Below are 24,585 nucleotides of genomic sequence, written 5' to 3' on the forward strand. Positions count from 1 at the left end.
ATGCCGGTCGACGTCCGCTGGGCAACGGACGCGGATGCTCCCGCACTCGCGGTCATGCTGTGCGCCATGGCGGCACATTACCGGCAGCCACCGCTCGACCATGATCGGGCCTTGTCCGCCGCTCGGAAATGGCTTGGCGAGGAAAGCCCGGCCTATCCACATTTCGCGCTCGCCTTCGTTGAGGAAGAGGTCAGCGGATTGGCGTCGGTGGCGATCGCGCATCCGGGCATCGACCTCGAGCGGCTGCTGTTCCTCAAGGATCTGTTCGTGCGTGACAAGGTCCGCGGCGCCGGCGTCGGCCGGGCGCTGATCGATTTTCTCGCCGATCATTGCCGCAGCCACGGCATCGGCCGCATCGATCTGACCACCGAGGACTGGAACGAGGGTGCGCTGCGCTTCTACGCGCGGCTCGGCGCCGAACGCCATGCCCAGAAGATTTTTCTCAGGCTTTCGGGCGATGCGCTGAAGGTGTTGAAACCCGACGCCTGACGGCATGGATAGCCAGCCAGTAGACAACTCATTGTTTTCTTAGGGTCTTTAGCGGGTATCCTTAAATTCGGACTCCCGCCGGCACCGGCCCCCACTGGTTTTCGCGGCCCTGAGTCGGGATGAGCGCGAAGACCAGGATGATCAGGCTGCCGAAGGTCGGGATCAGGATCAGCAGGCAGAGCCAGCCGGTCAGGCCGAGGTCGTGCAGGCGGCGCACGATCATGCCGAGGCTGGGCAGGAAGGTGGCCAGCAGGAACATGCCGAAAAGCCCGACCGTCATCGCCGGCAGCTCGGCGCTGTCGAAATTGCCTGTCTCGACATCGGCGAAAACGCCGATGCCCATGACGACCAGCAACGCGATCGTCCAGAACAGACAATAGCCCCAATATTCCTTGCGCCGGGCGCGGCCGGCGAAATTGAAATAGTTCTGGGTCACCCCACGCCAGAAATAGGACCAGAGATCGGTGGGCTCGGTCGGCTCGGCGGCCCGGCCGAAATGCTGCGCCTGCGGTGCGACGGCCGCCGGTGCGGGGGCGGCTTGCGCCGGTGCGGCGCTGGTGCCGGCGTCGGCAGCCGGGCCTGCCGCCTGTGCGGCGATCGCGAAAACATCACGCGCCTGGCCGCCGCCCGGCTGGAACTCGACCGCCGTGCCCTTTGTCATCGCGGTTTGCCGGCGAAGGTTCTCGCGGGTGAATGTGTAGCGGTTGCCGTCGGCCCCGGTGATGAAGCCGAAACCCTGGTCCTCGTCATAGTGAAGCACTTCGCCACGCATCGCCAACCCCCCTTGTCGCCGCGTCCCTGCCAAGGTGACACAGGGCCGAGCCCGCCGGCAAGGCCGTGCGACATGGCTACCATCTTAGCGGCAAATCGAGCATAACGCTTCACGTGCAGCCGTCTTCGCCAAAGCAGACCATGACAGTCGAGCAATCCGATGCAAGCGCCGCGACCGCGGATGGGCAGGTCGCATGGCCGCCGAGGCTGGCCCCTGCAGTGGCCGTCGATGCCACAGGGCTGATGTTCTGGCCGCCCGGCAAGGGCCTGGCGGGTATTCCGCGGGTGGAGAGCTTTCTCGTCAACGCGGCCTTGGCGGATCCCGACCCCGACGTGGAGGTGGTGGCGTTCAGGCCCGGGGAAGGCCGGTTCCGGCCGCTTGCGCCTTTCGAACAGGACCATGTCGCGGCGGGCGGGATTTCACCGCATCGTGCCAAGCGGTGGCCGGGGAGACGCGCGGCGCTGTCGCGGGCTTTCGAGGCGGTGCGGCAACAGCCCTGGGACAAGCGTGACGCGGACCGCCATCTGGCCAGGACGGTGACCAATGGCGGCAAGGGGATCGCCTGGCAGGCGACGCGGCTGTTGATCCGCGCCTATCGCCTTTACCAGCGGGCGCGGATCCGCGTTGGCTTGCGAGAAGATGCCCCAGCCCGGCCGGTCGAGACGGAGCCAGGCCTTGTGCTGATCAGCCATCACATCCTGACCCAGGAAGACCGGTCCGCCGTTTCGGGCAGCGCCGGCAAGCTTGCCTTCCTGTGCCACGATATCATCCCGGCATTGCGCCCTGACCTGCTCGGCTCGAGCGCCGGCGAGCGCCGTTTCGGCTCCGATCTCGAGCAGCTTGTGCGCGCCGGTGCGCCGGCATTCTGCGCCTCCGACGAGGTCGGCGCGACGCTGAGCGAATATATGCGCAAGGCCGGCATCGGCGCGCCGGTGGTGTACCGCTTTCCGATGCCGTCGATCCTGCATGAGACGGCATCGCGCATGGGCGCTACCGCGCGCATCGAGGCCGGCGAGCCGTTCGTGCTCTACTGCTCGACCATCGAAGTGCGCAAGAACCACATATTGCTGGCGCGGATCTGGCAGCAGGCGCGGGAAGAGGGCGTCAAGCTGCCAAGGCTGGTCTGCGCCGGGCGCTGGGGCTGGATGATCGAGCCGCTGCGCGCCTATCTCAAGGCGCATCCCGAGCTGCTCCAGTCGGTCACTTTCACCGGGCTGGTCAGCGACGAGCAGCTCATCCAATATTATCGCAGCGCCACCTTCGGCGTCTTTCCCTCGCATATAGAGGGCTGGGGCTACGGCGCCTCGGAATGCCTCGATTTCGGCGTTCCGGTCATCGTGTCGACGGCGCCGTCGCTGATCGAGGCGAGCGGCGGGCTGATGCCGGCAATCGATTCCGAAGACCAGGCCGGCTGGTACGCGGCGATCCGCAGGATGGCGGAGGATCACGCCTGGCGCTCCTCATTGGCGGAGCGCATCGCCCAAAACCATCGGCCGACGCCGGCGGCCACAAGCTGGGCGGTCATCAAGGCCGGACTGCGGGACAGCGCTGCCCGGCGTCTATAAGGGTTACGAAGGCCGCTTCTTCGGCTTCTTGTGCTTCGGCGGGCCGGCATTGTCGAATTTCGGCTTGCCCGGCTTTTTTGCCCACGGCTTTGCCTCATGCGCGGCTGCCGGCCGCTGGTCGGCGGCCGCAGCCGGCGGCCGCTTCTCGAACTTCCGCTTCGGCGCGTTCGGGTCGAATGGCGCCTTGCCGCGATGCGGCTTCTTGTCGGGGCTCGGCGGCTGATAGCCGGCGCGCGACAGGTCCGGCGTGCCGTCGAGCCGCTTCACGACGATGTTGCCCTGCAATTTGCGGTCTGGCCCGATGGCGGCGAGAAAGCGGTCGGCCCAGTCCTCGGCGATCTGCACGAAGGTCTCCTCCGGCTGCATCTTGATGGCGCCGATCTCGCGCTTCGAGATGCTGCCGGTGCGGCACAGCATCGGGATCAGCCAGCGCGGCTCGGCATTCTGCCTCCGTCCGACCGACAGCGAGAACCAGACGCTGGCGCCGAAATCGTCGCGGCGGCTCGGCGCTTCGTCGCGCTGCGCGAACTTTTCGTCCGCCGGTCTTTCACGGGAAGGCGTGAACGGCGCGACGTCCATGAGATCCTCGGGCGCCGAGCGGCTGGCGCGGCACTGGCGCACGAAGGCGGCCGCCACCTGTTCGGCGCCATGTCGGCTGAGAAGCGCGTCGATGAAGGCGCGTTCGTCATCCTTCACCGGCTCGTCGAAAGCCGGATCGGCCAGGATGCGCTCGTCGTCACGGCGGATCACGTCGTCGGCCGAGGGCGGGCTTGCCCATGTCGCCTTGAGGCCGGCGTTCTGCAGCAGCCGCTCGGTGCGCCGGCGGGCGCTGCCCGGCACGATCAGCGCGCTGACGCCCTTGCGCCCGGCGCGGCCGGTGCGGCCGCTGCGGTGCAGCAACGTTTCGGGATTGGTCGGCAGGTCGGCGTGGATCACCAGTTCGAGGTTGGGCAGGTCGATGCCGCGCGCCGCGACATCGGTGGCGATGCAGACCTTGGCGCGGCCGTCGCGCATTGCCTGCAGCGCATGGCTGCGCTCGTTCTGGCTGAGCTCGCCCGAAAGGGCGACGACCGAGAAATTGCGGTTGTTGAAGCGCGCGGTCAGATGATTGACGGCGGCGCGCGTGTTGCAGAACACCAGCGCATTCTTCGCCTCATAGAAACGCAGCACGTTGATGATGGCGTTCTCGCGGTCGGCCTGGGCGACGTTGAGCGCCCGGTATTCGATGTCGAGATGCTGCTTTTCCTCGCCGGCGGCGGAAATGCGCACGGCATCGCGCTGGTAGCCCTGGGCGAGCGTGGCGATGGAGCGCGGCACGGTGGCCGAGAACATCAGCGTGCGGCGCTCGGCCGGGGCGGCGTCGAGGATGAATTCGAGGTCTTCGCGAAAACCGAGATCGAGCATCTCGTCGGCCTCGTCGAGCACCACGGCCTTCAGCGCCGACATGTCGAGCGAGTTCCGGGTGATGTGGTCGCGCAGGCGGCCGGGCGTGCCGACGACGATATGGGCGCCGCGTTCCAGCGCGCGCCGCTCGGTGCGCATGTCCATGCCGCCGACGCAGGACGCCACCGTGGCGCCGGTCGGCTCGTAGAGCCATTCCAGTTCGCGCGTCACCTGCAGCGCCAGTTCGCGTGTCGGTGCCACCGCCAGCGCCAGCGGCGCTGTCGCTTGGCCGAAACGCTCCGCGCCGTCGAGCAGCGTCGGCGCCATGGCAAGCCCGAAGGCCACGGTCTTGCCGGAGCCGGTCTGCGCCGAGACCAATGCATCGGCCTGGCCGAGTTCCAGCACCGCCTTCTGCACCGGCGTCAGTTCGGAATAGCCGCGTTTTTCCAGCGCCTGTGCCAGCGCCGGGACGATACCTTCAAAGTTGGACATCTCGCTCTTTCGGAATTCAGGGGTCTGCGCTCATCATGGAGCACGAGCCGGGGCCGGCGCCGTGCCAGCCAAACAATCTTGGCCGTTCGTACTTCCTGCCGCTGCTCTTGTACAGGGCGCGCCATGAAGGCCATGCGATGCGCCGCCAATTGACTCCTGCCGCAAACCGCGTAAAAGCCCGCTTCGAACGGGATCGTTTTTCGATGCGCGGCCTTTTGATGGCTCTTCTTGCATTCGATGCCCCCAGCCTCAATGCGAACCATTGGGCCGGGCGTGTCGGCGCGTCCCCTCGTTCCAGCAAAACCATGGCCAAAAAAACCACCACCAAAACGGTGTGATTCCCTTGGCCTAACCACCCTCTCCCGGGTCCGGCCCGGGGGACGGAACCCGCATTGGCCGGCGGGTTTTCTCCAACAAACCAAGCGGAGAGGGACAGGAGATCTTTATGAGTTTCAAGGTTGCAGTCGTCGGCGCCACGGGCAATGTGGGCCGGGAAATGCTGAACATACTGGAAGAGCGCGGCTTTCCGGTAAGCGAAGTGGTGGCGCTGGCGTCGCGGCGCAGCCAGGGCACGGAAGTGTCGTTCGGCGACCGCACGCTGAAGGTCCGTACGCTGGACCAGTACGATTTTTCCGACACCGACATCTGCATCATGTCGGCCGGCGGCAATGTCTCCAAGGAATGGTCGCCGAAGATCGGCAAGCAAGGCTGCGTCGTCATCGATAATTCGTCGGCCTTCCGCTACGACCAGGATGTGCCGCTGATCGTGCCGGAAGTGAACCCGGACGCGATCTCGCTGTTCACGCGCAAGAACATCATCGCCAACCCGAACTGCTCGACGGCGCAGCTGGTCGTGGCGCTGAAGCCGCTGCACGATTTCGCCACCATCAAGCGCGTCGTCGTCGCCACCTACCAGTCGGTATCGGGCGCCGGCAAGGAAGGCATGGACGAGCTGTTCACGCAGACCCGCGCGGTGTTCGTCGCCGACCAGGTCGACGTCAAGAAGTTCACCAAGCGCATCGCCTTCAACGTCATTCCGCATATCGACGTCTTCCTCGACGACGGCTTCACCAAGGAAGAGTGGAAGATGGTCGCCGAGACCAAGAAGATGCTCGATCCCAAGATCAAGCTGACGGCGACCTGCGTGCGCGTGCCGGTGTTCATCGGCCATTCGGAAGCGGTCAACATCGAGTTCGAGAAGCCGATCACCGCCGACGAGGCACGCGACATCCTGCGTGACGCTCCCGGTTGCCAGGTCCTGGACAAGCGCGAGGACGGTGGCTACATCACGCCGCTGGAATCGGCCGGCGAGGACGCCACCTTCATCTCGCGCATCCGCGAGGATTCGACCGTCGACAACGGCCTGTCGATGTGGGTCGTCTCCGACAATCTGCGCAAGGGCGCGGCGCTGAACGCCGTGCAGATCGCCGAGCTCTTGGTCGAGCGCGGCCTGATCCAGCCGAAGAAGAAGGCGGCCTGACGGCTGTTATTTTTACGCTCACGGGCCGTATCGCCGCTGCCGCGGCGGGCCCTCCGCGAGGGCGCCGGGGCAGCCCGCCGTCGCGGGCTCGGCCTTCGGCCGTTAGCTCACTTCTCCCCGTTCACGGGGGTGAGAAGTGGTCCGCGAAGCGGACGGAAAGCCAATTGCTTGGCTTTCCGAACGACGAGCGCCCGGAGCGATAGCGAAGGGCCGGCATGCCGGCGGGGGGATGAGGGGCAGCGCCGGCCTGCGTTGAGAAACGTCTATGAGCGATCCCGCCAAAGTCACGCTGCGCCCAGCCATCGATTCTGACGCCGCTGCCATCGCAAAGCTCATGCGGGCAGCACTTGGCACGTTCGCCTGGATGCCGGTCATCCACACGCCGGCCGAGGATCTCGCCTTCATCCGCGACATCGTGCTGCCTCGGCAGCAGGTGACGGTCGCCGAAACCGGCAAGGAGATAGTCGGCTTCATTGCCGTCAGCGGCGATTGGGTGGACCAGCTCTATCTCGACCCGGCCTGGACAGGACAAGGCATCGGCGGCTGCTTGTTGAGCGACGCGATCGCTGCGCTGCCGGTCGTAAAACTCCATTGCTTCCAATCCAACACCGGTGCGCGGCGCTTCTATGAGCGCCACGGCTTCCGCGCAGAGTCGTTTGGCGACGGCACCACCAACGAGGAAGGCCTGCCGGATATTCTGTATGTCCGGCGGCGTTAGTCTGGCGCTGGCCTGGCTGTCGAAACTGCTCAGTCACGCGGTATCCGACGGCTTTGCCCGGCTTCCCAAATGATCTTGAAGCGCTCCACCATCGATGAGAACAGCCGTGGAGGTAGCATGCCGTAGTCGTAGCGATCGGTATGCGGCACCGGGCGGAGATCGTAGCCCGGCCATGCAAAGCGAATGCCATCGTCAAGCATCACCCCACGAGCGCTCGCCGTCCAGACCGAGATGGCGTTTGACGGCTGGAGGCAACTCGATCGCCAGAGACGGGTCCGCCGGCGGCAGATGTGTGATCGGCACGACTGTCACGATCACACCGTCGGCGTCTCGTTCGGAGGCGAGCACGATCACGCAAGGACGGTCCTTGCGCCCCTCTTCCCGTCCGGCTTGATGCTCATGATGCCACAGATAGGCATAGGAGATCACAAGGCCGAGCTGTGGATCGGGAAGAGGCATGCCTTATTTGGCGTCCATCAAGGCATTGAGATGGTCGTGTTCCGAGGACATGCGGCCACTGGCGATAGCCTCGATTTCCTCGCGTTGGAGATCCTTGGTCGCAAATGATTTCTGGGCCAGATTCTTGTAGCGCTGCAGATCTTCATACTCGACGGCCGAAACGAAATAACCGGTCGGCCGCCCGTGACTCATGACAGCGACAGGCTCGCGTTGCACGATTTCACGGTAGCGGCCGAAGTTGCGAGTGAATTCTGTGGTGGGAACTTCACGCATGGTGTTTCATCCTAAATTGCGCGATTTACGCGTTAAACGTAATTTACGCAATTTGAAGCGCGCTGTCAAAGGTCAGTCAACACTCTCCTTGGCCAACTCCATCAGCAATTCCATCGCCTCCTCCGCCCGCTCCGCGGGCACGAACAGATGGTCGTGATAAAACGCCGAGACCGGATTGACGCCCATGCCGGCGCCAGCCAGCCGTGTGGTGATGGCGGCGAGGAAGCCGACGGCTTCCAGCGATGAGTGGATGTTCAGCGTGATCATCCGGCAGCGGAACGAGGCGGCCAGCCCCGCTGCCTTTGCCGCGTCCTCCGTCACGATCAGCGTCGTGCCCTCGCGCTCGCGAAACAGCATCACGGGGTCGAGGCCATCGGGTTGGGGAACCCCAGGCGCCAGCGTGGCGAAGACATATGTGTCATCGAGCAATTCCGGCCTCATCGACGCCAGCAATGTCTTCAGATCGGTTTCGCCGGTCATTTCTCTCGCCTGAACTGGGATGGGCAACAGGGCTTCTTGATATCCGCAACCCGCACATGCCGATAGTCCGCGCCGCGCACGACATGGCGATGTCGCTGGCGGCCAGGCTTGCGGATCTGTCGCATCGCACAATAGAGGAGCTGAGGGCCGATGCCGGTCCATGAAAGGTCCGACCATGATCGTTCGCCCGCGCCCCAACTTCCTGCAGCTGTTCTTCATCATGCGCGGTTCGGTGGTGCCGCGCATCCTGCCGCAGATTTTTGGGTTCGCCATCTATTCGGCGGTCATCCTGGTCCTGGCGCGATGGTTCGCGCTCGATCTCGGCGTCTTCAACATCACGCCCTTCGGCCTGGTCGGCGTGACACTGTCGATCTATCTGTCGTTCCGCAACAACGCCGCCTATGACCGCTGGTGGGAAGCGCGCAAGCTGTGGGGCACGCTGGTCTTCGAAATTCGCAACCTGGCACGCGCCACGACCAGTCTCATTCCGGACCCAGCCGAACAGCGCGCCTTGCTGATGGAGGCGCTGGCCTTCTGCCATTTCCTGCGCGGCCAGTTGCGCAGGATCGACAGCATCAAGGACGCCCGCGCCTTCATCGACGCCGAAGCGGAGGCGGTCGCAGCCTTCGCCAATCCGGCCGACGAGATGGTCAGGCGCATGGGGCGGCGTGCCAATGGACAGCGGCGGTCGGGTGAAGTCGATCCGATCGGCTTCCGCATCCTCGATGAGAGGCTGGCGTCGATCACGGCCATCCAGGCCGGCTGCGAGCGGATCGCCGGCACGCCCCTGCCCTTCGCCTATACACTGCTCGTGCACCGCACGGCCTATATCGTCTGCCTGCTGCTGCCGATCGGGCTGATCTCGACCACCGGCTGGGCGACGCCGCTGTTCACCGCGCTGATCGCCTACACCTTCTTCGGTCTCGACGCGCTTTCGGAAGAACTGGAGGATCCGTTCGGCACCGAAGCCAACGACCTCGCGCTCGACGGCCTGTGCCGCGTCTGCGAGATCTCGGTGTTCGAGGCGCTGGGCGAGGCGCCGCCGAAGATGCTGCCGGCGGAGAAGTTTTATTTCTCCTAGAGCGTTTCACCGTTTCATGGAAACGGCGAACCACTCTAACTTTTTGTTTTGACGCAATTCCGGACGGAAAACCGCTCACACTTTTCCTGGAATTGCTCCTAGACCGTGGCCCAGCCGGCTTGCCATCCGAGGGACGGCTCAAAAAGAATGCGACCCCTGTAGGATTGCCGGCCGATGCCGCGTCCTTGGTTCGACCCCGGCGAAAGGGGCTCGAACCAGCAGGAGGGAACACCGATGAGCATTTCCGAAACCGCGCCAATCTCGTCCGGCGCCTTGTGGACCGGCCGTGCGCTCAGCGGCCTCATCATCCTGTTCATGATCTTCGACGGCGCCATCAAGCTGCCGCCGCTCGATGTCGTCACCCAGACGATGGTGCCGCTCGGCTGGCCGGCCGACGCCAATGTCGCGCGCATGCTCGGCGTCATCGGCCTGATCGCGACCGCGCTCTACGCGTTGCCGCGCACCTCGGTGCTCGGCGCCATCCTGCTCACCGCCTATATGGGCGGGGCGATCGCCACCAACGCGCGGATCGGCAATCCGCTGTTCTCGCACACGTTGTTCGGCGTCTACCTCGGCATCATCCTGTGGGGCGGCCTGTATCTGCGCAATCCAAGGATACGTGCGCTGTTGCCGTTCACCCTGTAGGCGCGAAAGGAGAGAAAAATGTTCAGCACCATCCTCATCATCCTGCTCGTCATCATCGCCGCGATCCTCGTCTACGCCGCGACGCGGCCCAATGATTTCGTCACCACCCGCACGGCCACCATCAAGGCGCCGCCGGAAGCGATCTTCCCGCTGATCAACGATTTCAGCCGCTGGCCGACATGGTCGCCTTACGAAAAGCTCGACCCCGACATGAAGCGCACGCTTTCCGGCGCGCAGAGCGGCAAGGGCGCCGCCTATGCCTGGGAAGGCAATGGCAAGGCCGGCAAGGGGCGCATGGAGATCGTCAGTTCGGTGCCGTCCTCGCTGGTCGCGCTCAAGCTCGACTTCGAAAAGCCGTTCCGCGCCAGCAACAGCGTCGACTTCACCTTGACGCCATCGGGCGACACCACCGCCGTCTCCTGGGCGATGCGTGGCAGCCGGCCCTTCATCGCCAAGCTGATGGGCCTGTTCATGAATTTCGACACGCTGATCGGCCGGGATTTCGAGATCGGCCTCGCCAATCTGAAGCGCAACACCGAGGCCTGAGCCGACTGACTCAGCCGCTCGCCGGAAGTCGCCTGAACGAGCGGAGCCACGATTTCATCCTCTCTTGGATCAAATTGGCCGTTTGCGAGTTTAGCCCTTGGCGGAGCGATGGCGATCCCCCTGTGAGAGGAACAAAAATGAAGAAAATCATGACCATTCTGGTGCTGACGATGGCGCTGGGCGCGTGTTCGCAGACTGAAAAAGGCGCGGCTATCGGCGGATTGGGTGGCGCGGCGGTTGGCGCCGCTGTCGCCGGCGATCCGGTGCAAGGCGCTGTCGTCGGAGGCGCTGTCGGTGCGGTGGCCGGGGCGCTGATCGGCCATGCCAGCGAAAGTGGCCAGTGCCGCTACCGCGACCGTCACGGCCGTGTCTATGTAGACCGCTGCCCGAGCGGTTATTGAGCGGCGACCAGCAGCAAAAACAGCAAGACGGCGGGCGTCAGACCCGCCGTCTTCGCCTGAAAACGCCCTACAGCAGGTCTCGGATCAATTCCCAGGCGTCGCGGCCGAGACGCGCATCGGCATGATCATTGCCGCCATGGGCGTGCGATCCCGATCGCGGCGTGGTTTCACCTGGCAAAAGAATGCGGTGGCCGGCATCGGGGCTCGAAACGAGGCACGTGGCTTTGCCGGCGTCTTCTCGACGTCGGACAATCGACCGGGCAAAATCGAGGGATGGCCACAGCGCATCGTCGCCGCCCGCGACGAGCACAATCCTTGCCGAGATAGTCTCGACGGGAATGGCGGCGCGGTCCGCCTCCTGTTTGAAGCTTGCCAGGCAGTGTTCGAAAAGCCCCTGTAGGACACAAGGCCGTCCACGTAGCGTGGATTCCAATTGGGCTCGGTCGGAACAAACGGGAGCGGGACCCCCTTCAGCGTCCATGACGATCGCTCCGGCCAGTTGATGCCGTCGCGGCGGCGTCGATGCGCGGGTCGTGCGTGGCCGCAAGCAGTGACGCCTCGGCGCCTTTCGACGTTCCGACATAGATGATGCGCCGGCATCCCAGTCCGACAAGATGGTCGGTCGCGGCGAAAAACGTCTCGAGCGGGATTTCGCAGATGCCGGGAACCTGGCCTTCGCCGCCGAACCACCGCAGCGCCAGCGCGGACACGCCCTCCCCGGCAAAAAGACCTGCGCGGGCGACGTCGACGCGGCCGCTGGATCCGCTCAGCACCACCACGCCCGTTTTGGCGTCAGCGCATCGCAGCAGCGTTCCGGCAACGCCGCCGGACAGGATTTCTTCGGTGACTGCTCGTTCGCCCATCTGCTTGGTCAGCCTGATGCCGTCATGGCACCGGCGCACAATAGCAAAACGGCGGGCACTGGCCCGCCGTTTCGTCGATGCGATGAAGCGATATTATTCGGCGCTGGCGGCTTCCGCCTCGGCGGGAGCTGCGGCAGCGGCCGCAACGGCGGCGGCTGCGTCTTCCTGCGCCTTCTTCAGCAGGGCGGCGCGTTCCTGCGCCTTCTTGCCCGGCTCGGCCTTCTTCGGGTTGGAGCGGGCGTCGCGCTTGGCGAGGCCGGCCTCGTCGAGGAAGCGCAGCACGCGGTCGGTCGGCTGGGCGCCATGCGACAGCCAATGCTTGACGCGGTCGGCGTCGACCTTGACGCGCTCGCCGTCCTTCGGCAGCAGCGGGTTCCACGAGCCGAGCGACTCGATGAACCGGCCGTCGCGCGGCGAACGGGCGTCGGCGACGACGACGTGGTAGTAAGGACGCTTCTTCGAGCCCGCACGGGCCAGTCTGATCTTCAGTGCCATTTCTATCTCCTAAAAGCTCTGATTTCGTTTGATTGCGTTGAGGCTGGTTGGTTCAGCCGGTTTTCGTCACGCCGTTGGCAGCGGCAATCTGTTCGTGGTGCCGGATCACTTCGCGGACGACGAAGTTGAGGAATTTTTCCGCGAAATCGGGGTCGAGATGCGCGTCCTTGGCCAGCTGGCGAAGACGGGCGATCTGCTGCTGCTCGCGCGCCGGGTCGGCCGGCGGCAGGCCATGTTCGGCCTTGAGCACGCCCACTGCCTTGGTGCAGCGGAAGCGCTCGGCCAACATATGGATAAGGGCGGCGTCGATGTTGTCGATCGAGGCGCGGTAGCCAGCCAGGATGGTGCGGGCGTCGGCCATGTCCTTTTCTTCATTCATGCATATTCTCACTTCTTCTTGCCGAGGCCGGGCAGTCCGCCGCCACCCAGGCCGGGAAGCCCCGGAAGTTTCATGCCGCCGGGCAGGCCAGGCAGGCCACCGCCACCGGGAAGTCCGCCTGGCAGACCCTTCATGCCGCCCAGGCCGGCTGCCTGCGCCTGCTTCTGCAAGGCTTCGAGCTGCTTGGGATCCATCTTGGAGAGATCGGGCATGCCGCCCATCCCCCCCATCCCGCCAGGCATCATGCCGCCGAGGCCCATCTTGGAGGCAAGGCCGCCCATCATGCCGCGCATCAGGCCGCCGCCTTTGCCCTTGCCGCCCATCGCCTTCATCATGTCGGCCATGCCGCGATGCATCTTGAGCAGCTTGTTGATCTCGGCGGCGTCGGTGCCGGAGCCGGCGGCTATACGCTTCTTGCGGGAATGCTTGAGAATATCGGGATTGGCGCGCTCGGCCTTGGTCATCGAGGAGATGATGGCGAGCTGGCGGCCGAACATCTTGTCGTCGAGGCCGGCAGCGGCCATCTGATCCTTCATCTTGCCCATGCCGGGCATCATGCCCATGATGCCGCCCATGCCGCCCATTTTCGACATCTGCTGAAGCTGCTGGGCGAGGTCGTTCAGGTCGAACTTGCCCGACTGCATCTTCTTGGCCATCGCCGCCGCCTGCTCGGCGTCGATGTTCTCGGCGGCCTTCTCGACCAGCGAGACGATGTCGCCCATGCCGAGGATGCGGTCGGCGATGCGCTTGGGGTGGAATTCCTCCAGCCCGTCCATCTTTTCGCCGGTGCCGATCAGCTTGATCGGCTTGCCGGTGACGGCGCGCATCGAAAGCGCCGCACCGCCACGGCCATCGCCGTCCATGCGGGTCAGCACAAGGCCGGTGATGCCGACGCGCTCGTCGAAGCTCTTGGCCAGGTTGACGGCGTCCTGGCCGGTCAGCGAATCCGCGACCAGCAGAATCTCGTGCGGGCTCGACACCTTCTTGATGTCGGCCATTTCGACCATCAGCGGCTCGTCGATATGGGTGCGGCCGGCGGTGTCGAGGATGACGACGTCATGGCCGCCGAGCTTGGCCGCCTGCACGGCGCGCTTGGCGATGTCGACCGGGTTCTGGCCGGCAATGATCGGCAGCGTCGCGACCTTGGTCTGCTCGCCGAGCTGGCGCAACTGCTCCTGCGCGGCGGGCCGCCGCGTGTCGAGCGAGGCCATCAGAACCTTCTTGTTCTGGCGCTCGGTCAGCCGCTTGGCGATCTTGGCCGAAGTGGTCGTCTTGCCGGAGCCCTGCAGGCCGACCATCATGATAACGACGGGGGCCGGCGCGTTGAGGTCGATGGCGACGCCTTCGGCGCCCAGCATGTCGACCAGCTCGTCATGGACGATCTTGACGACCATCTGTCCTGGCTTGATCGACTTCAGCACCGCGGCGCCGACGGCCTTCTCGCGCACCTTGTCGGTGAAGGAGCGCACCACTTCCAGCGCCACGTCGGCTTCGAGCAGCGCACGGCGCACCTCACGCAGCGCGGCCGAGACATCAGCCTCCGACAGCGCGCCGCGGCCGGTGAGGCCGTTCAGGATCGAACCAAGGCGCTCTTGTAGGGACTCAAACATTGGTCAACCCGCCGTGCGAGAGCGCCTTGGATTCATAGCGCTCCCTGTCGGGCCGATGGCCCTCCACGCCTCTTGTACGCTCCTGCAGCGATTCAAACATTCGTTTTCCTTTTCCCTGGCACCCGGATGGTGCCCGAGAGGTAATGCGTTCGCGCCAACTGTCCAATCAAAAGCAAAGCCCAAAACCAAAAAGCACCCGGGGGCGCATTGCGCTGCCGGGTGTTGGCCTCCAGGATCTTTTTACAGCACCCGCCTCAAAGAGGCTTCGGCGTCCTGGTCGGCTTGCTCGGAGGGATACTCGTCGCGGAATTCGAGGCGTGTAGACAGGAAATCGGCCGCAGAGTCAAGACAAGGCCACACGGCAAGGCCTGCCGCAGCTATCTCAGTGGTTTGCCGCCTGCCGGTTTTGCAGACAAGCGAGCGGCCACCTTGTGGCTATTCCCTCAGCTGGCCGGCTCGGCTGTGATCTTCACCCCGAGCGCCTTGGTGACGCCCAGCAACGTGGACAGGAACCCGTGGCAATCAAGCCTCGAGGCTGATCACTCACGCCAATCACAGAAGATGGTGTGCATAGCATAGCGATCGACGGGAAGAGGAAGGCGCCGACTTTGGTGATCGGCGCCTTCCAATCCGCTATTGTCGCCGCGCTTCGCGACGGCATCCGCCTTCCATCAACGCACCACGTACATGATGCGCCGCGTCTGCGGGTCGATCAGCGCCGGCTGACCGTTCACATAGACATAGCGGTAGTTGTAATCGGGAATTTCGCGCAGCTCGACCGTGTCCGGCAGGGTCGCGCCGGTCACCACCTCGCCGTCGAGATAGACGGGGTCGAGGCGATGCGTATCGACATAGGTGCGCACTTGGGCCGGAGGCGGCGGAAAGGCGTCCTCGGCCGGCTCGCCGGCGACGATCGCCCCGGTATAGTCGGTCGAATAATTGCCGATGTCTTCCGGCGGTGAGACGATCGCCACGCTGGAGCCGTGCGGGCGCTGCGTCAGGATCACGCGGCTGCCGCTGAAATCGGCCGTCACATAGTCGGAATAGACCCAGCCCTGGCCGCCGGCTTCGGCGATCGTGCACCATTTGCTGTTTTCGATGCAGCCGTTGAGCGTTGCCGACTGACCGGCGGCGAGCACGCCGATGACAGGATATTGCGGACCGGGCCCGGCGCGCACGTTGAGATCGGTGACGGCCGAGACGGCGGTGTCGGCAAAGGCGGCGCCCGACATCACGGTCATCATCCCGGCGATTGCGGGAAACAATAGGGATTTCATGGTTCTCTCCGTTTTCATGGTCCCTCGGCGGTGAAAACGGGGCAACGGCGCATGCGTTCCGGCTAAAACGCCCGCGCTAACTCACGATTTATTCCGGCGTCTTTCGGCAGGCCGGTCAAAAGCTCGTGAACGAAGGTCAGTTTTCGCGCCGTCACGTCCGAAATGACGAAGGGATAGAGGTCGGGCAGGCCCATGCAGCGGTTGATCGAATTGGAGGCTTCCGACAGCACCAGCCAGCGGGCAAGGATCTTTTCGAAGGGTTCGGGCGTGTTGGCTGGTTCCGACGGGGCCGCCTGCGGTTCGCCGCCTGTGTCGCCTCGCGGCAAATCGTTGGCCTCCACCGTCTCCAGCCGGCCGAGCGGGAAGTTCAGTGCGTGGACCATCTCCAGCGTGTCGGTGATGTGCAGATGGTGGGCCCAGGTCTCGGCCCAGTCCTCCCAGGGATGCGAGGTGGCATAGGCCGAGATATGGTTTTGCTGCCAGTCGGGCGCCGCACCATTGGCGTAATAGGCCCTCAGCGCCTGTTCGTAATCGGCGCGATCGTCGCCGAACAGAGCGCGGAAGGCATCGAGCCTCTGCGCATCGTCGCGGATCAGGCGGTCCCAGTAATAATGGCCGAGCTCGTGGCGGAAATGGCCGAGCAGCGTTCGGTAATTCTCACCCATCTCGACGCGGCGCTTCTCGCGCTCGGCTGAATCGGCCTCGGCGACGTTGAGCGTGATCAGGCCATTGTCATGGCCGGTCAGGATGCGTTCGCCGCCCGGGCCGACGCCGATCGGATCGGCCAGGAAGTCGAAAGCGAGGCCCACTTCGTCCGTCGGCGCCTGCTTGGGCGCCACCGGCAGGCTGAAGGCGAGCAGCGAATAAATGGCGCGCTTCTTGGCCGCCTCGACCCGGATCCAGCGGCGGCGGTTGCCGTCGACGGAGAGATCGGGGATCAGCTGGTTCAGCCCGCAGGCCCGGCAAAAACCGTGCCCCGGCTCGGCCATCCAGTTGCAGGCGCATTCATCGGCATTGGTGCACTGGAAGATGCCGTCGGCGCCTGACAAAGCGAAGCGGGCATGTTCGGGATCGTAGAGCACGAGGCTGGAGCAGTTCAGGCATTGCGCGTTCTCGAAGTAGAGACGGTGGCCGCAATGCGGGCAGTCGAACAGTTTCATGTCGGTCTCAATTCACCAGAAGAGGCACGGTGGCGGCCCGTGCCCAAACGCGAGCCGCCGGCCGGCGTTCCCCGCCTCATCGAGACTATTTCGCCGCAAGCTGGGCGGCGACCTGCCTGGCCACCGCCTCGCCCGACAGGCGCGCGCCGCAGGTCTGGATCAGCGGGCCGGTGACGTGTTCGGCGCCGACGATCACGACATCAACGTCTTCCATGGCTATTTCGACCCCGCCACAATTACCACTTGATCGTAGGCAAATTCCCCGGCATTCGCCAGCATCGTGCCGCGGACGGTGACAAATGCTCGTTTCGCTGGCAAATTCGCAGACGGGACGTGAATCAGGCAACCAGGAGAACAACATGGCATTTCTTGCCAAGGGTAGGATTTTAGCGGCCGCGGCGGTGGCTGTGCTTGGGCTGGCGACGGGCGCACAGGCGGCGGCCAGCTGTGGCAGCACCGGTGCGGGCTTCGATGCCTGGAAACCGGGCTTTGCCGCAGAGGCCAAGTCCGAAGGTGTCGGCGCCAAGGGTCTGGCCGCTTTGGCTGGCGCCACTTATGCGACCAAGACAATCTCCGTCGACCGCGGCATTCACAAGGCGTTCAGCGGCTCGGTGGACGCCTTCATGAAGCGCCGTGGCGGCGCGGCGATCATTTCCAAGGGCCGTTCGCTGAAAAAGTCGAACGCGGCGTTGTTCGGCCAGATCGAAAGCAATTACGGCGTGTCGCCCGGCGTCTTGCTGGCCATCTGGGGCATGGAGACCGGCTTCGGTTCGTCCATGGGCAACCAGAACACGGTCTCCGCCATTTTGACGCTTGCCTATGATTGCCGCCGCCCGGAATTCTTTCACCCGCATGCCATCGCGGCGCTGAAGCTGGTCGATCGCGGCGCCTTGAGCTCCTCGTCGGTGGGCGCCGCGCATGGCGAGATCGGCCATACGCAGTTCCTGCCCGGGAATGTCCTGAAATATGGCGTGGGCAGCGGCAACCTGCGCGACAAGGCCACGGCACTGGCATCCACCGCCAACTTCCTCAAGGCCCATGGTTGGCGGCGAGGCGCGAGCGCTTCGGACAATATCGGCGCCATTGCCGGCTGGAATTCCGCCAGCGTCTATCAGCAGGCCATCGCCCGCATCGCCGACGCGATCGACAACGACTGATTGCAATCTCCATTCGACAAGAGCCCGGCCATGCGCCGGGCTTTTTTGTTGGTGAACGAGATATCCAGCCGCCGAACCCGGATTTTCTATTTCACATCAAGCACGTAGGAGCAGCCGGCCAGCGTCTTGCCGGGATGGGACATGACGGTCGAGACGTTGAGTGTGATGCGCGTGGAAAGGCTGACGCCGCTGGAGTCGTCGGTGCTTTCGGCCACGACCTTCTCGCCAAGGAATTTATCCGGCGACGAGACCGTTGCCGGGACGCCGAGCTGCCGGGCGAGGTCAGGAGCGGCAATGCCGTCAAGCACCGCCATCGGCCCTGACGCGGTAAAGACGATTGTCCCGGTCTCGCGGCCGAAGACATGGGCCGGCGCCGGCAGTTGATACTGCCGCAGGAAGGCATTGCCTGACGGCACCTCTTTCCAGCCAAGCGTGCTGGCCGCGCCGGGATCCCCGGCCAGCCAAAGGGCATAGCCGGTATAAGCCGACAGATCGGCCCTGCACTCGATCAGCGCGGCAAGGTCGAGCGAGGCGGGATCATAGTCGTCGGCTTTGGCGACAGCCAAGCTCGCCAGGACAGCCAACGCCGGCAGGAAACCGGTTCCAAGAGTGGCAAAGCGCCTGATCACATCACTCTCAATGATTCGCGTAACCGCTCAACGGGCATTTCTGCGAAATGGGGACCTGGAAGGTGCCGTCAATACCGTTGCAGTTACGGAATCTGGGGTTCTGCGGCGGGGTAACCGCCTTTCGCTTGCCCTCGATGACCGTCGGGACTCCAGAACCCTGCGCGTAGCCGCTCAGCGGGCATTGTTGGGAAACGGGAATCTGGAAGGGACCGTCAAAACTTTTGCAGGTGCGGAACTTGGAGTTCCGCGTCGGAGGAGCCGCCTTGGGCTTGCCCTCGATGACCGTGGGGACTCCGGAACCCTGCGCATAACCGCTTAACGGGCATTGCTGGGAAGCGGGAATCTGGAAGGGGCCGTCAAAACTCTTGCAGGTACGGAACTTGGATGTCTGCGCCGCCAGGGCCTGCGTCGATTGGCACCCGGTAAAGACAGCGACCACGCCGAGCAGAAGAAAAATGCTATTTTTCACTGTAAAGCTCCCCTAACCCTTAAGAAAAGTAAGGCGCCGAGCGCCTGATCACATCACTCTCAATGATTCGCGTAACCGCTCAACGGGCATTTCTGGGAAATGGGAACCTGGAAAGTGCCATCAATACCGCTGCAATTACGGAATCTGGGGTTTTGCGGCGCCGGGCTAACCGCCTCTCGCTTGCCTTCGATGACCACTGGGATTCCGGAATTTTGCGCGTAGCCGCTCGCCGGGCATTTTTGGGAAGCGGGAACCTGGAAGGCGCCGGCAATGCCGCTGCAATTACGGAAGTTGGGTGACCGCGGCGCTTGGGATTGCGTGGGCGCAGCCGCCTTTGCCTTGCCCTTGAGCACCATCCAGATTTCCGTCGGCTGGTCGAGCTGCAGATTGTTTATGTCGGAATAGCTGATGCGACCGCTGCGTACCCCATCGGCGAGGCGCTGGCAAAACAGGGCCGGCATGCGTTCCTGCGAGACGCCCATGAACGAAGCCATCTCACGCTTGAACGTAAGGCTCGATGTTCGGGCGGCGGCGACGCATTCGTCCAGATCCGCCTTTGGCTCGCGCTTGGCGCCTGCCTGCGAGGACTGGCATACTGCCAAGACGACGACCGCGCCAAGCAGAAGAGAAATGCTATTTTTCACTGTCAAAACCCCCAAACCCGCAAATGAACTTAAATGAAGCCGCTAGAAGGTCAAACAGGAACCGACTACAGGTGGCTTCATTTTGCTTATATTAGTGGGACAAAATAAAAACCCGGCGTCTCCCGCCGGGTTTCTTGAATACGGGTTGGCAAAACGCAGACCGCTGCGTGAAAATCAGCCCTTGCGGTTGCGTGCGGCCAGCGTGCGTAGCCTGAGCGCATTGAGGCGGATGAAGCCGGCGGCGTCCTTCTGGTCGTAGGCGCCGCGGTCGTCCTCGAAGGTGACCAGCGCGTCGGAATAGAGCGTCTTGTTCGACTTGCGGCCGGTGACCATGACGTTGCCCTTGTAGAGCTTCAGCCGCACCGTGCCTTCGACGTCTTCCTGGCTCTTGTCGATCATCGCCTGCAGCATCAGGCGCTCGGGCGAGAACCAGAAGCCGTTGTAGATGAGCTCGGCATAGCGCGGCATGAACTCGTCCTTGAGGTGCGCAGCACCCCGGTCGAGCGTGATCGATTCGATGGCGCGGTGGGCCACGATCAGGATGGCGCCGCCGGGCGTTTCGTAGACGCCGCGCGATTTCATGCCGACGAAGCGGTTCTCCACCAGGTCGAGCCGGCCGATGCCATTGTCGCGGCCGAGATCGTTGAGGGCGGCCAGCATGGTCGCCGGCGACAGCTTCTTGCCGTTGAGCGCGATCGGGTCACCCTTCAGGAATTCGATCTCGATTTCGGTGACCTTGTCCGGCGCATCCATCGGCGAGACGGTGCGCTGATGGACGAATTCCGGCGGCTCGCTCCAAGGGTCTTCCAGCACCTTGCCCTCGGAAGAGGAGTGCAGGAGGTTGGCGTCGACGGAGAACGGCGCCTCGCCGCGCTTGTCCTTGGCCACCGGGATCTGGTGCTGCTCGGCGAAGTTGATCAGGTCGGTGCGCGACTTGAACGACCAGTCGCGCCAGGGCGCGATGACCTTGATGTCGGGGTTCAGCGCATAGGCCGACAGCTCGAAGCGCACCTGGTCGTTGCCCTTGCCGGTGGCGCCGTGCGCGATCGCGTCGGCGCCGGTCTCCCTGGCGATCTCGACGAGGTGCTTGGAGATCAGCGGCCGCGCGATCGAGGTGCCGAGCAGATAGGTGCCTTCATAGACGGTGTTGGCGCGGAACATCGGGAAGACGAAATCGGCGACGAATTCCTCGCGCACGTCGACGATGCGGATGTCCTTGATACCCATCATCTCGGCCTTCTGGCGCGCCGGCTCCAGCTCGCCGCCCTGGCCGAGATCGGCGGTGAAGGTGACGACTTCGGCGCCGAGTTCGGTCTGCAGCCATTTCAGGATGATGGATGTGTCGAGGCCGCCGGAATAGGCGAGCACGACTTTCTTGACGTCTTTGGTCTTGGACATTTCCGCTCCGTCGGTGGCGGACGCCCGGGCACGGGCGTCACGCATTGTCGGAGCGCCTTTTAGCAGGAACGGCAAAGCGAGCAAGCGCGTGCAGCGCCGGACCGCTGATCCAGCGCGCGGCGTGCGGCGATGCGCCAGACCAGGACGACGTCGCGTCGGATCGCCATCCTGGCGCTCTTTTTCGAAAAACCGGCTCCCGCTTTTTCGCGATCACGAGCGGGGAAAACAACCTGCTGCAATCGTGGGCTGCATTTATGGCCAGGATTTAAGCAAGTTTTCATGTCCTGCCGCTAAACCGGCGACACAGAATTGCCTTGGCCACGAAACCGTGGCGAAGCGGCGTTTGCCTGCTCATTGCGGGTGTCTCGGGCTTGGACCATTCCTGATGCGCGTCATATCATGCATCGTCACGGAGCATAATCTGTGGCTCGTCCTGCTGGCGGCGCTGATGTGCGTCACCGGCTGCTGGGTGACGATCGGTCTCCTCGACCGCGCCCGGAAAACCGTCGGCGTGCAGATGCGGGGATGGCTGTTCCTGACCGCGGTCGCGGCCGGTTCCTCGATCTGGTGCACGCATTTCATCGCCATGCTGGCCTATCAGCCCGGCGCGCCGATCACCTTCGATCCGGCGCTCACCATGATTTCCCTGGTCATCGCCATGGTCGGAACCGGGGCGGGCTTCGGCCTCGCGCTCGACAAAGGCCGCCGCCTGGCGCCGGAATGGGGCGGCTGTGCCGTCGGCCTGGCGATCTCGGCCATGCATTATACCGGCATGATGGCCTATCACGTGGCCGGCATCGTCGAATGGGACGCCGTCTATGTCGTCGCTTCGGTGATGATCGCGATGGCATTCGCCGCCGTGGCGATCGGCCAGGCGGTGCGCCGGCCGCACCGCTGGTCGCACTATCTCGGCATCGGGATTCTGGTGCTGGCGATCGTCGGCCTGCATTTCACGGCGATGGCGGCGGTGGCGGTGACGCCGCTCTCCTTCATCACCACCGGCACCAACCCCGACATCCTCGAAGCGATGGCCGTGGCGGTCGCCGTGGTCGGCCTGATCGTCGCCGCCACCGGTTTCGCCAGCTACCTGATCGACGAACGCGGCCGGCTCGAGAGCTTTGAGCGGCTGCAGCATCTTGCCCTCAACGACGCGCTCACCGGCCTTGCCAACCGGGTCTCCTTCAGCGACCGGCTCGACCATGAGATCGAGCGGGCGCGCGAGGATCAGGACACGATGACCGCCGTCATCGTCATCGACCTCGACCGTTTCAAGGAAATCAACGACCTCAGGGGACATGCCGCCGGCGATCAGGCGCTCAAGATCATCGCGCGCAGGCTGGCGAAGCTGGCCGGTGACGGCGAGTTCGTCGCCCGGCTCGGCGGCGACGAATTTGCCGCCATCAAGCGCTTCAAGGACCAGAACGACCTGCTCGGCCTGGTGTCGCGGCTGGAGAAATCATTGTTCGAGCCGTTGCGGATCGACGATTTCGAGACCGTCACCGGCGCCAGCATCGGCGTTGCCGTCTATCCGCGCGACGGGGCCGACCGGGAGAGGCTGGTCAGCAATGCGGACCTGGCCATGTACCGGGCCAAGAACGACGTGACGCGGGCCGTCTGCTTCTACGAGTCAACCATGGACGAGACGGCGCGGGCGCGCCGGGCGCTCGCCACGGACCTTCGCCTGGCGATCGAGCGCGGCGAGCTTTCGCTGCACTATCAGGTGCAGACCTCGGTTCAGACCGGCGCCACGTGCGGCTACGAGGCGTTGCTGCGCTGGACGCACCCCGTGCACGGCATGGTCCCGCCCGCAGAATTCATTCCGATCGCCGAGGAAAACGGATCCATCCTGGCGATCGGCGAATGGGTGCTGCGCACCGCATGCCGCCAGGCGGCCTCCTGGGACAATGTCCACAAGATCGCAGTCAATCTGTCGCCGGTGCAGTTCGCCCATGCCGATCTCGCCACGCTCGTCCATCAGATCCTGATAGAGACCGGCCTGTCGCCGAAGCGTCTCGAGCTCGAACTTACCGAATCGACGATCGTCGCCGACAAGGTGCGCACGCTGCACGTGCTGCGCCAGATCAAGGCGCTGGGCGTGACGATCGCGATCGACGATTTCGGAACCGGCTATTCCTCGCTCGACACGCTGCGCTCGTTCCCGTTCGACAAGATCAAGCTCGACCGTTCCTTCATGGCCGATGTCGAACGTAGCCCGCAGGCCAAGGCGATCATCCGCGCCGTGCTGACACTGGGGCGCAGCCTCGACATTCCCGTGCTCGCCGAAGGCGTCGAGACCCATGTCCAGCTCACCATCCTGCAGGTCGAAGGCTGCAACGAGGCGCAAGGCTATTTCCTCGGCCGGCCCAAGCCGATCGATCAGATCGTGCTCATCGCCGGGCCCGACGCCCAGGATGGCCGGCCCGCCTTCAAGGAACCTGTCAGGGTGCGGGCTGCCGCCGGCTGATACTCTCATTCCCTTCGCAACGGCTTGGCCATAGGCTGGAAAACTGCAACCGCTGAGGCGATTGCCTCGCTGGATCAACGCTTTATCTGGCGCCGCCGCCGCGCATCCTGTATAGGCCTAGGCGTTTCCAGGGGCCCGCCATGTCCTTCATTCCCGACACCGCCACGCTGATCCAGTTCGCCATCGCCACGGTCATCCTGGCGATCACGCCTGGTCCCGACATGACCTTGTTCGTCTCGCGCACGCTGAGCCAGGGGCGCGCCACCGGCTTTGCCTCGATGGCCGGCGCGCTGTGCGGCACGCTGATCCACACCACGCTGGTGGTGGTCGGCGTCTCAGCGCTGATCGTTGCCTCGCCGATGGCCTTCTTCGTGCTGAAGATCTTTGGCGCCGGCTATCTCGTCTTCCTGGCCTGGCAGGCGATCGCCAAGGGCTCGGCGTTCTCGCCGGAGAAGAAGACAGGCCCGCAGATCTCGCTGCTGCGCAGCTGGGCGGCGGGGCTCGGCGTCAATCTGCTCAACCCGAAGATCATCCTGTTTTTCATGACCTTCCTGCCGCAGTTCGTCTCCGCCCATGATCCGCACGCGCCGGGAAAGCTGTTCTTCCTGGGCTTGATGTTCATCGTGCTGTCGATCCCGGTGACGGCACCGATGGTGCTGGCGGCGGAGAAATTCTCGGCGGCGATGAAGGCCAGCCCGCGTGTCACGCGCGTGGTGGACTATCTCTTCGCCGGTGTGTTCTCGGCCTTCGCGCTCAAGATCCTGACGGCCCAGGCGAAGTAGGCGCGTTCGCCTCCTTCCACCAGCTTCCGGCCCAGCGCCCGGCGCTCAGCCAGTAGAAGATGCCGCCGACCATGCCGCCGCCGATCACCGCCATGATGGCGCTGGTGTCGGTGACCGCGAAGGTGGAATCGGGCGCGTGATCGACCAGGCCGAGGAAAACGGCCGCCACCACCGCACCCGCCAGCGCGTAGTACAGCCAGTCGCGCCGGCCGAGGATTTCGGCAAGCAGGATGACGATCACCGCCGGCAGGAAGGCGAAATAGGCGACGAACAAGGCGACGAGGGGAATCGAGAAATACAGCGAAGCCGTCGCCGTCGCATGCGTGTGGTCGGGCGTATAGCCGAGCGAGGCCAGGAACAGGACGTTGAGGAAGGCGCTCGCCGCCAGCGAGGCGACGGCGTAACCGAACAGGATCATGGCAAAGCGCACGAGGTAGGAAACGAAGCGGGTCATGCCAGGCCGTGTCCTTCAAT

General features: G+C 64.3%; 29 protein-coding genes and 1 pseudogene. 12 read left to right on the forward strand and 18 right to left on the reverse strand.

The annotated features are described in order from the left end of the window. Positions 1-489, forward strand: a complete 489-nt coding sequence (locus JG746_RS04850; RefSeq protein WP_202357137.1) for a GNAT family N-acetyltransferase — start codon at positions 1-3, stop codon at positions 487-489. Positions 490-550: 61 nt separating this feature from the next. Here JG746_RS04850 and JG746_RS04855 read toward each other — a convergent pair whose 3' ends face one another. Next, entirely contained in the window at positions 551-1,261 is a 711-nt protein-coding gene (locus JG746_RS04855) for a DUF805 domain-containing protein (RefSeq protein WP_202357138.1), read from the reverse strand. Between the two features lie 140 nt (positions 1,262-1,401). Here JG746_RS04855 and JG746_RS04860 point away from each other — a divergent pair, with 140 nt between their 5' ends. Next, on the forward strand, positions 1,402-2,826 hold the full coding sequence (locus tag JG746_RS04860) for a glycosyltransferase (RefSeq protein ID WP_202357139.1): 1,425 nt from the start codon (positions 1,402-1,404) through the stop codon (positions 2,824-2,826). A 3-nt stretch (positions 2,827-2,829) separates the two neighbouring features. Here the strand turns inward: JG746_RS04860 and JG746_RS04865 are convergent, their stop codons facing one another. Continuing rightward, complete coding sequence (locus tag JG746_RS04865) at positions 2,830-4,701, reverse strand: DEAD/DEAH box helicase (protein ID WP_202357140.1); 1,872 nt, start codon at positions 4,699-4,701, stop codon at positions 2,830-2,832. A gap of 35 nt (positions 4,702-4,736) precedes the next feature. On the opposite strand from JG746_RS04865, the gene JG746_RS04870 reads away from it, so the two are divergent. The 3 genes from JG746_RS04870 (at position 4,737) to JG746_RS04880 (ending at position 6,899) form a co-directional block, all read left to right on the forward strand. Beyond that, positions 4,737-5,039 (forward strand): hypothetical protein, encoded by a 303-nt coding sequence (locus JG746_RS04870; RefSeq protein WP_202357141.1) that lies wholly within the window; start codon positions 4,737-4,739, stop codon positions 5,037-5,039. Positions 5,040-5,146: 107 nt separating this feature from the next. After that, the gene (locus JG746_RS04875; protein ID WP_056574440.1) at positions 5,147-6,181 is read left to right on the forward strand and encodes an aspartate-semialdehyde dehydrogenase; all 1,035 of its coding nucleotides are present in this window, start codon (positions 5,147-5,149) and stop codon (positions 6,179-6,181) included. A gap of 265 nt (positions 6,182-6,446) precedes the next feature. After that, positions 6,447-6,899 carry a GNAT family N-acetyltransferase gene (locus JG746_RS04880; RefSeq protein WP_202357142.1) on the forward strand — a complete coding sequence of 151 codons (453 nt, stop codon included), beginning with the start codon at positions 6,447-6,449 and terminating at the stop codon, positions 6,897-6,899. 29 nt (positions 6,900-6,928) lie between these two features. Here JG746_RS04880 and JG746_RS37090 read toward each other — a convergent pair whose 3' ends face one another. The 4 genes from JG746_RS37090 to JG746_RS04895 all read right to left on the reverse strand — a co-directional run bounded on the left by JG746_RS37090 (position 6,929) and on the right by JG746_RS04895 (position 8,111). Further along, the gene (locus JG746_RS37090; protein WP_244730671.1) at positions 6,929-7,099 is read right to left on the reverse strand and encodes a hypothetical protein; all 171 of its coding nucleotides are present in this window, start codon (positions 7,097-7,099) and stop codon (positions 6,929-6,931) included. Further along, positions 7,092-7,358: a type II toxin-antitoxin system PemK/MazF family toxin gene (locus JG746_RS37095; RefSeq protein WP_244730672.1), complete on the reverse strand. Its 267-nt coding sequence runs from the start codon at positions 7,356-7,358 to the stop codon at positions 7,092-7,094. Before JG746_RS37095 ends, JG746_RS37090 begins: the two co-directional genes overlap by 8 nt. 3 nt (positions 7,359-7,361) lie before the next feature. Beyond that, positions 7,362-7,631: a type II toxin-antitoxin system Phd/YefM family antitoxin gene (locus JG746_RS04890; RefSeq protein WP_202357143.1), complete on the reverse strand. Its 270-nt coding sequence runs from the start codon at positions 7,629-7,631 to the stop codon at positions 7,362-7,364. A 72-nt stretch (positions 7,632-7,703) separates the two neighbouring features. Next, the gene (locus JG746_RS04895) at positions 7,704-8,111 is read right to left on the reverse strand and encodes an ACT domain-containing protein (RefSeq protein WP_202357144.1); all 408 of its coding nucleotides are present in this window, start codon (positions 8,109-8,111) and stop codon (positions 7,704-7,706) included. A 175-nt stretch (positions 8,112-8,286) separates the two neighbouring features. Between JG746_RS04895 and JG746_RS04900 the strand changes: the two genes are divergently transcribed. The 4 genes from JG746_RS04900 to JG746_RS04915 all read left to right on the forward strand — a co-directional run bounded on the left by JG746_RS04900 (position 8,287) and on the right by JG746_RS04915 (position 10,784). Then, the gene (locus JG746_RS04900; protein ID WP_202359261.1) at positions 8,287-9,192 is read left to right on the forward strand and encodes a bestrophin family protein; all 906 of its coding nucleotides are present in this window, start codon (positions 8,287-8,289) and stop codon (positions 9,190-9,192) included. Between the two features lie 234 nt (positions 9,193-9,426). Then, positions 9,427-9,837: a DoxX family protein gene (locus JG746_RS04905; protein ID WP_202357145.1), complete on the forward strand. Its 411-nt coding sequence runs from the start codon at positions 9,427-9,429 to the stop codon at positions 9,835-9,837. Between the two features lie 18 nt (positions 9,838-9,855). Beyond that, positions 9,856-10,383: an SRPBCC family protein gene (locus JG746_RS04910; RefSeq protein WP_202357146.1), complete on the forward strand. Its 528-nt coding sequence runs from the start codon at positions 9,856-9,858 to the stop codon at positions 10,381-10,383. A 137-nt stretch (positions 10,384-10,520) separates the two neighbouring features. Next, on the forward strand, positions 10,521-10,784 hold the full coding sequence (locus JG746_RS04915; RefSeq protein WP_019862099.1) for a YMGG-like glycine zipper-containing protein: 264 nt from the start codon (positions 10,521-10,523) through the stop codon (positions 10,782-10,784). A gap of 67 nt (positions 10,785-10,851) precedes the next feature. Here the strand turns inward: JG746_RS04915 and JG746_RS04920 are convergent. The 7 genes and pseudogenes from JG746_RS04920 to JG746_RS37635 form a co-directional block, all read right to left on the reverse strand. Continuing rightward, positions 10,852-11,647: pseudogene (locus JG746_RS04920) on the reverse strand (acyl-CoA thioester hydrolase/BAAT C-terminal domain-containing protein). Between the two features lie 93 nt (positions 11,648-11,740). After that, positions 11,741-12,142, reverse strand: a complete 402-nt coding sequence (rpsP, locus tag JG746_RS04925) for a 30S ribosomal protein S16 (protein WP_202357147.1) — start codon at positions 12,140-12,142, stop codon at positions 11,741-11,743. A gap of 52 nt (positions 12,143-12,194) precedes the next feature. Beyond that, positions 12,195-12,521, reverse strand: a complete 327-nt coding sequence (locus tag JG746_RS04930) for a chorismate mutase (RefSeq protein ID WP_019862096.1) — start codon at positions 12,519-12,521, stop codon at positions 12,195-12,197. An 8-nt stretch (positions 12,522-12,529) separates the two neighbouring features. Next, positions 12,530-14,131 (reverse strand): signal recognition particle protein, encoded by a 1,602-nt coding sequence (gene ffh, locus JG746_RS04935; protein WP_202357148.1) that lies wholly within the window; start codon positions 14,129-14,131, stop codon positions 12,530-12,532. Positions 14,132-14,802: 671 nt separating this feature from the next. After that, positions 14,803-15,408, reverse strand: coding sequence for a DUF1236 domain-containing protein (locus tag JG746_RS04940; protein WP_202357149.1), 606 nt, complete (start codon positions 15,406-15,408; stop codon positions 14,803-14,805). A 62-nt stretch (positions 15,409-15,470) separates the two neighbouring features. Continuing rightward, positions 15,471-16,568 carry a zinc-binding metallopeptidase family protein gene (locus JG746_RS04945; protein WP_202357150.1) on the reverse strand — a complete coding sequence of 366 codons (1,098 nt, stop codon included), beginning with the start codon at positions 16,566-16,568 and terminating at the stop codon, positions 15,471-15,473. Positions 16,569-16,653: 85 nt separating this feature from the next. Continuing rightward, a complete protein-coding gene (locus tag JG746_RS37635; RefSeq protein WP_274609323.1) occupies positions 16,654-16,782 on the reverse strand; it encodes a hypothetical protein in 129 nt (42 codons plus the stop codon). Positions 16,783-16,927: 145 nt separating this feature from the next. Between JG746_RS37635 and JG746_RS04950 the strand changes: the two genes are divergently transcribed. After that, positions 16,928-17,725 carry a lytic murein transglycosylase gene (locus JG746_RS04950; protein ID WP_202357151.1) on the forward strand — a complete coding sequence of 266 codons (798 nt, stop codon included), beginning with the start codon at positions 16,928-16,930 and terminating at the stop codon, positions 17,723-17,725. 86 nt (positions 17,726-17,811) lie between these two features. Here JG746_RS04950 and JG746_RS04955 read toward each other — a convergent pair whose 3' ends face one another. From JG746_RS04955 to JG746_RS04970, 4 genes are all read right to left on the reverse strand, one after another. Then, positions 17,812-18,354, reverse strand: coding sequence for a hypothetical protein (locus tag JG746_RS04955; protein WP_202357152.1), 543 nt, complete (start codon positions 18,352-18,354; stop codon positions 17,812-17,814). Between the two features lie 7 nt (positions 18,355-18,361). Continuing rightward, on the reverse strand, positions 18,362-18,823 hold the full coding sequence (locus JG746_RS04960) for a hypothetical protein (protein ID WP_202357153.1): 462 nt from the start codon (positions 18,821-18,823) through the stop codon (positions 18,362-18,364). A gap of 59 nt (positions 18,824-18,882) precedes the next feature. Beyond that, complete coding sequence (locus JG746_RS04965; RefSeq protein ID WP_244730673.1) at positions 18,883-19,467, reverse strand: hypothetical protein; 585 nt, start codon at positions 19,465-19,467, stop codon at positions 18,883-18,885. Between the two features lie 174 nt (positions 19,468-19,641). After that, positions 19,642-20,865 carry an argininosuccinate synthase gene (locus tag JG746_RS04970; protein ID WP_202357155.1) on the reverse strand — a complete coding sequence of 408 codons (1,224 nt, stop codon included), beginning with the start codon at positions 20,863-20,865 and terminating at the stop codon, positions 19,642-19,644. A 385-nt stretch (positions 20,866-21,250) separates the two neighbouring features. Here JG746_RS04970 and JG746_RS04975 point away from each other — a divergent pair, with 385 nt between their 5' ends. Both JG746_RS04975 and JG746_RS04980 read left to right on the forward strand, forming a co-directional pair. Continuing rightward, the gene (locus tag JG746_RS04975) at positions 21,251-23,329 is read left to right on the forward strand and encodes a putative bifunctional diguanylate cyclase/phosphodiesterase (protein WP_244730674.1); all 2,079 of its coding nucleotides are present in this window, start codon (positions 21,251-21,253) and stop codon (positions 23,327-23,329) included. A gap of 140 nt (positions 23,330-23,469) precedes the next feature. Next, positions 23,470-24,111: a LysE family translocator gene (locus JG746_RS04980; protein WP_010912379.1), complete on the forward strand. Its 642-nt coding sequence runs from the start codon at positions 23,470-23,472 to the stop codon at positions 24,109-24,111. Here the strand turns inward: JG746_RS04980 and JG746_RS04985 are convergent. Next, complete coding sequence (locus JG746_RS04985) at positions 24,083-24,565, reverse strand: hypothetical protein (protein WP_202357157.1); 483 nt, start codon at positions 24,563-24,565, stop codon at positions 24,083-24,085. The two genes, JG746_RS04980 and JG746_RS04985, sit on opposite strands and share 29 nt — an antisense overlap. Positions 24,566-24,585 lie beyond the last annotated feature (20 nt).

Origin of the sequence: Mesorhizobium sp. 113-3-3 (genome assembly GCF_016756495.1) — a bacterium.
Classification (GTDB): domain Bacteria; phylum Pseudomonadota; class Alphaproteobacteria; order Rhizobiales; family Rhizobiaceae; genus Mesorhizobium.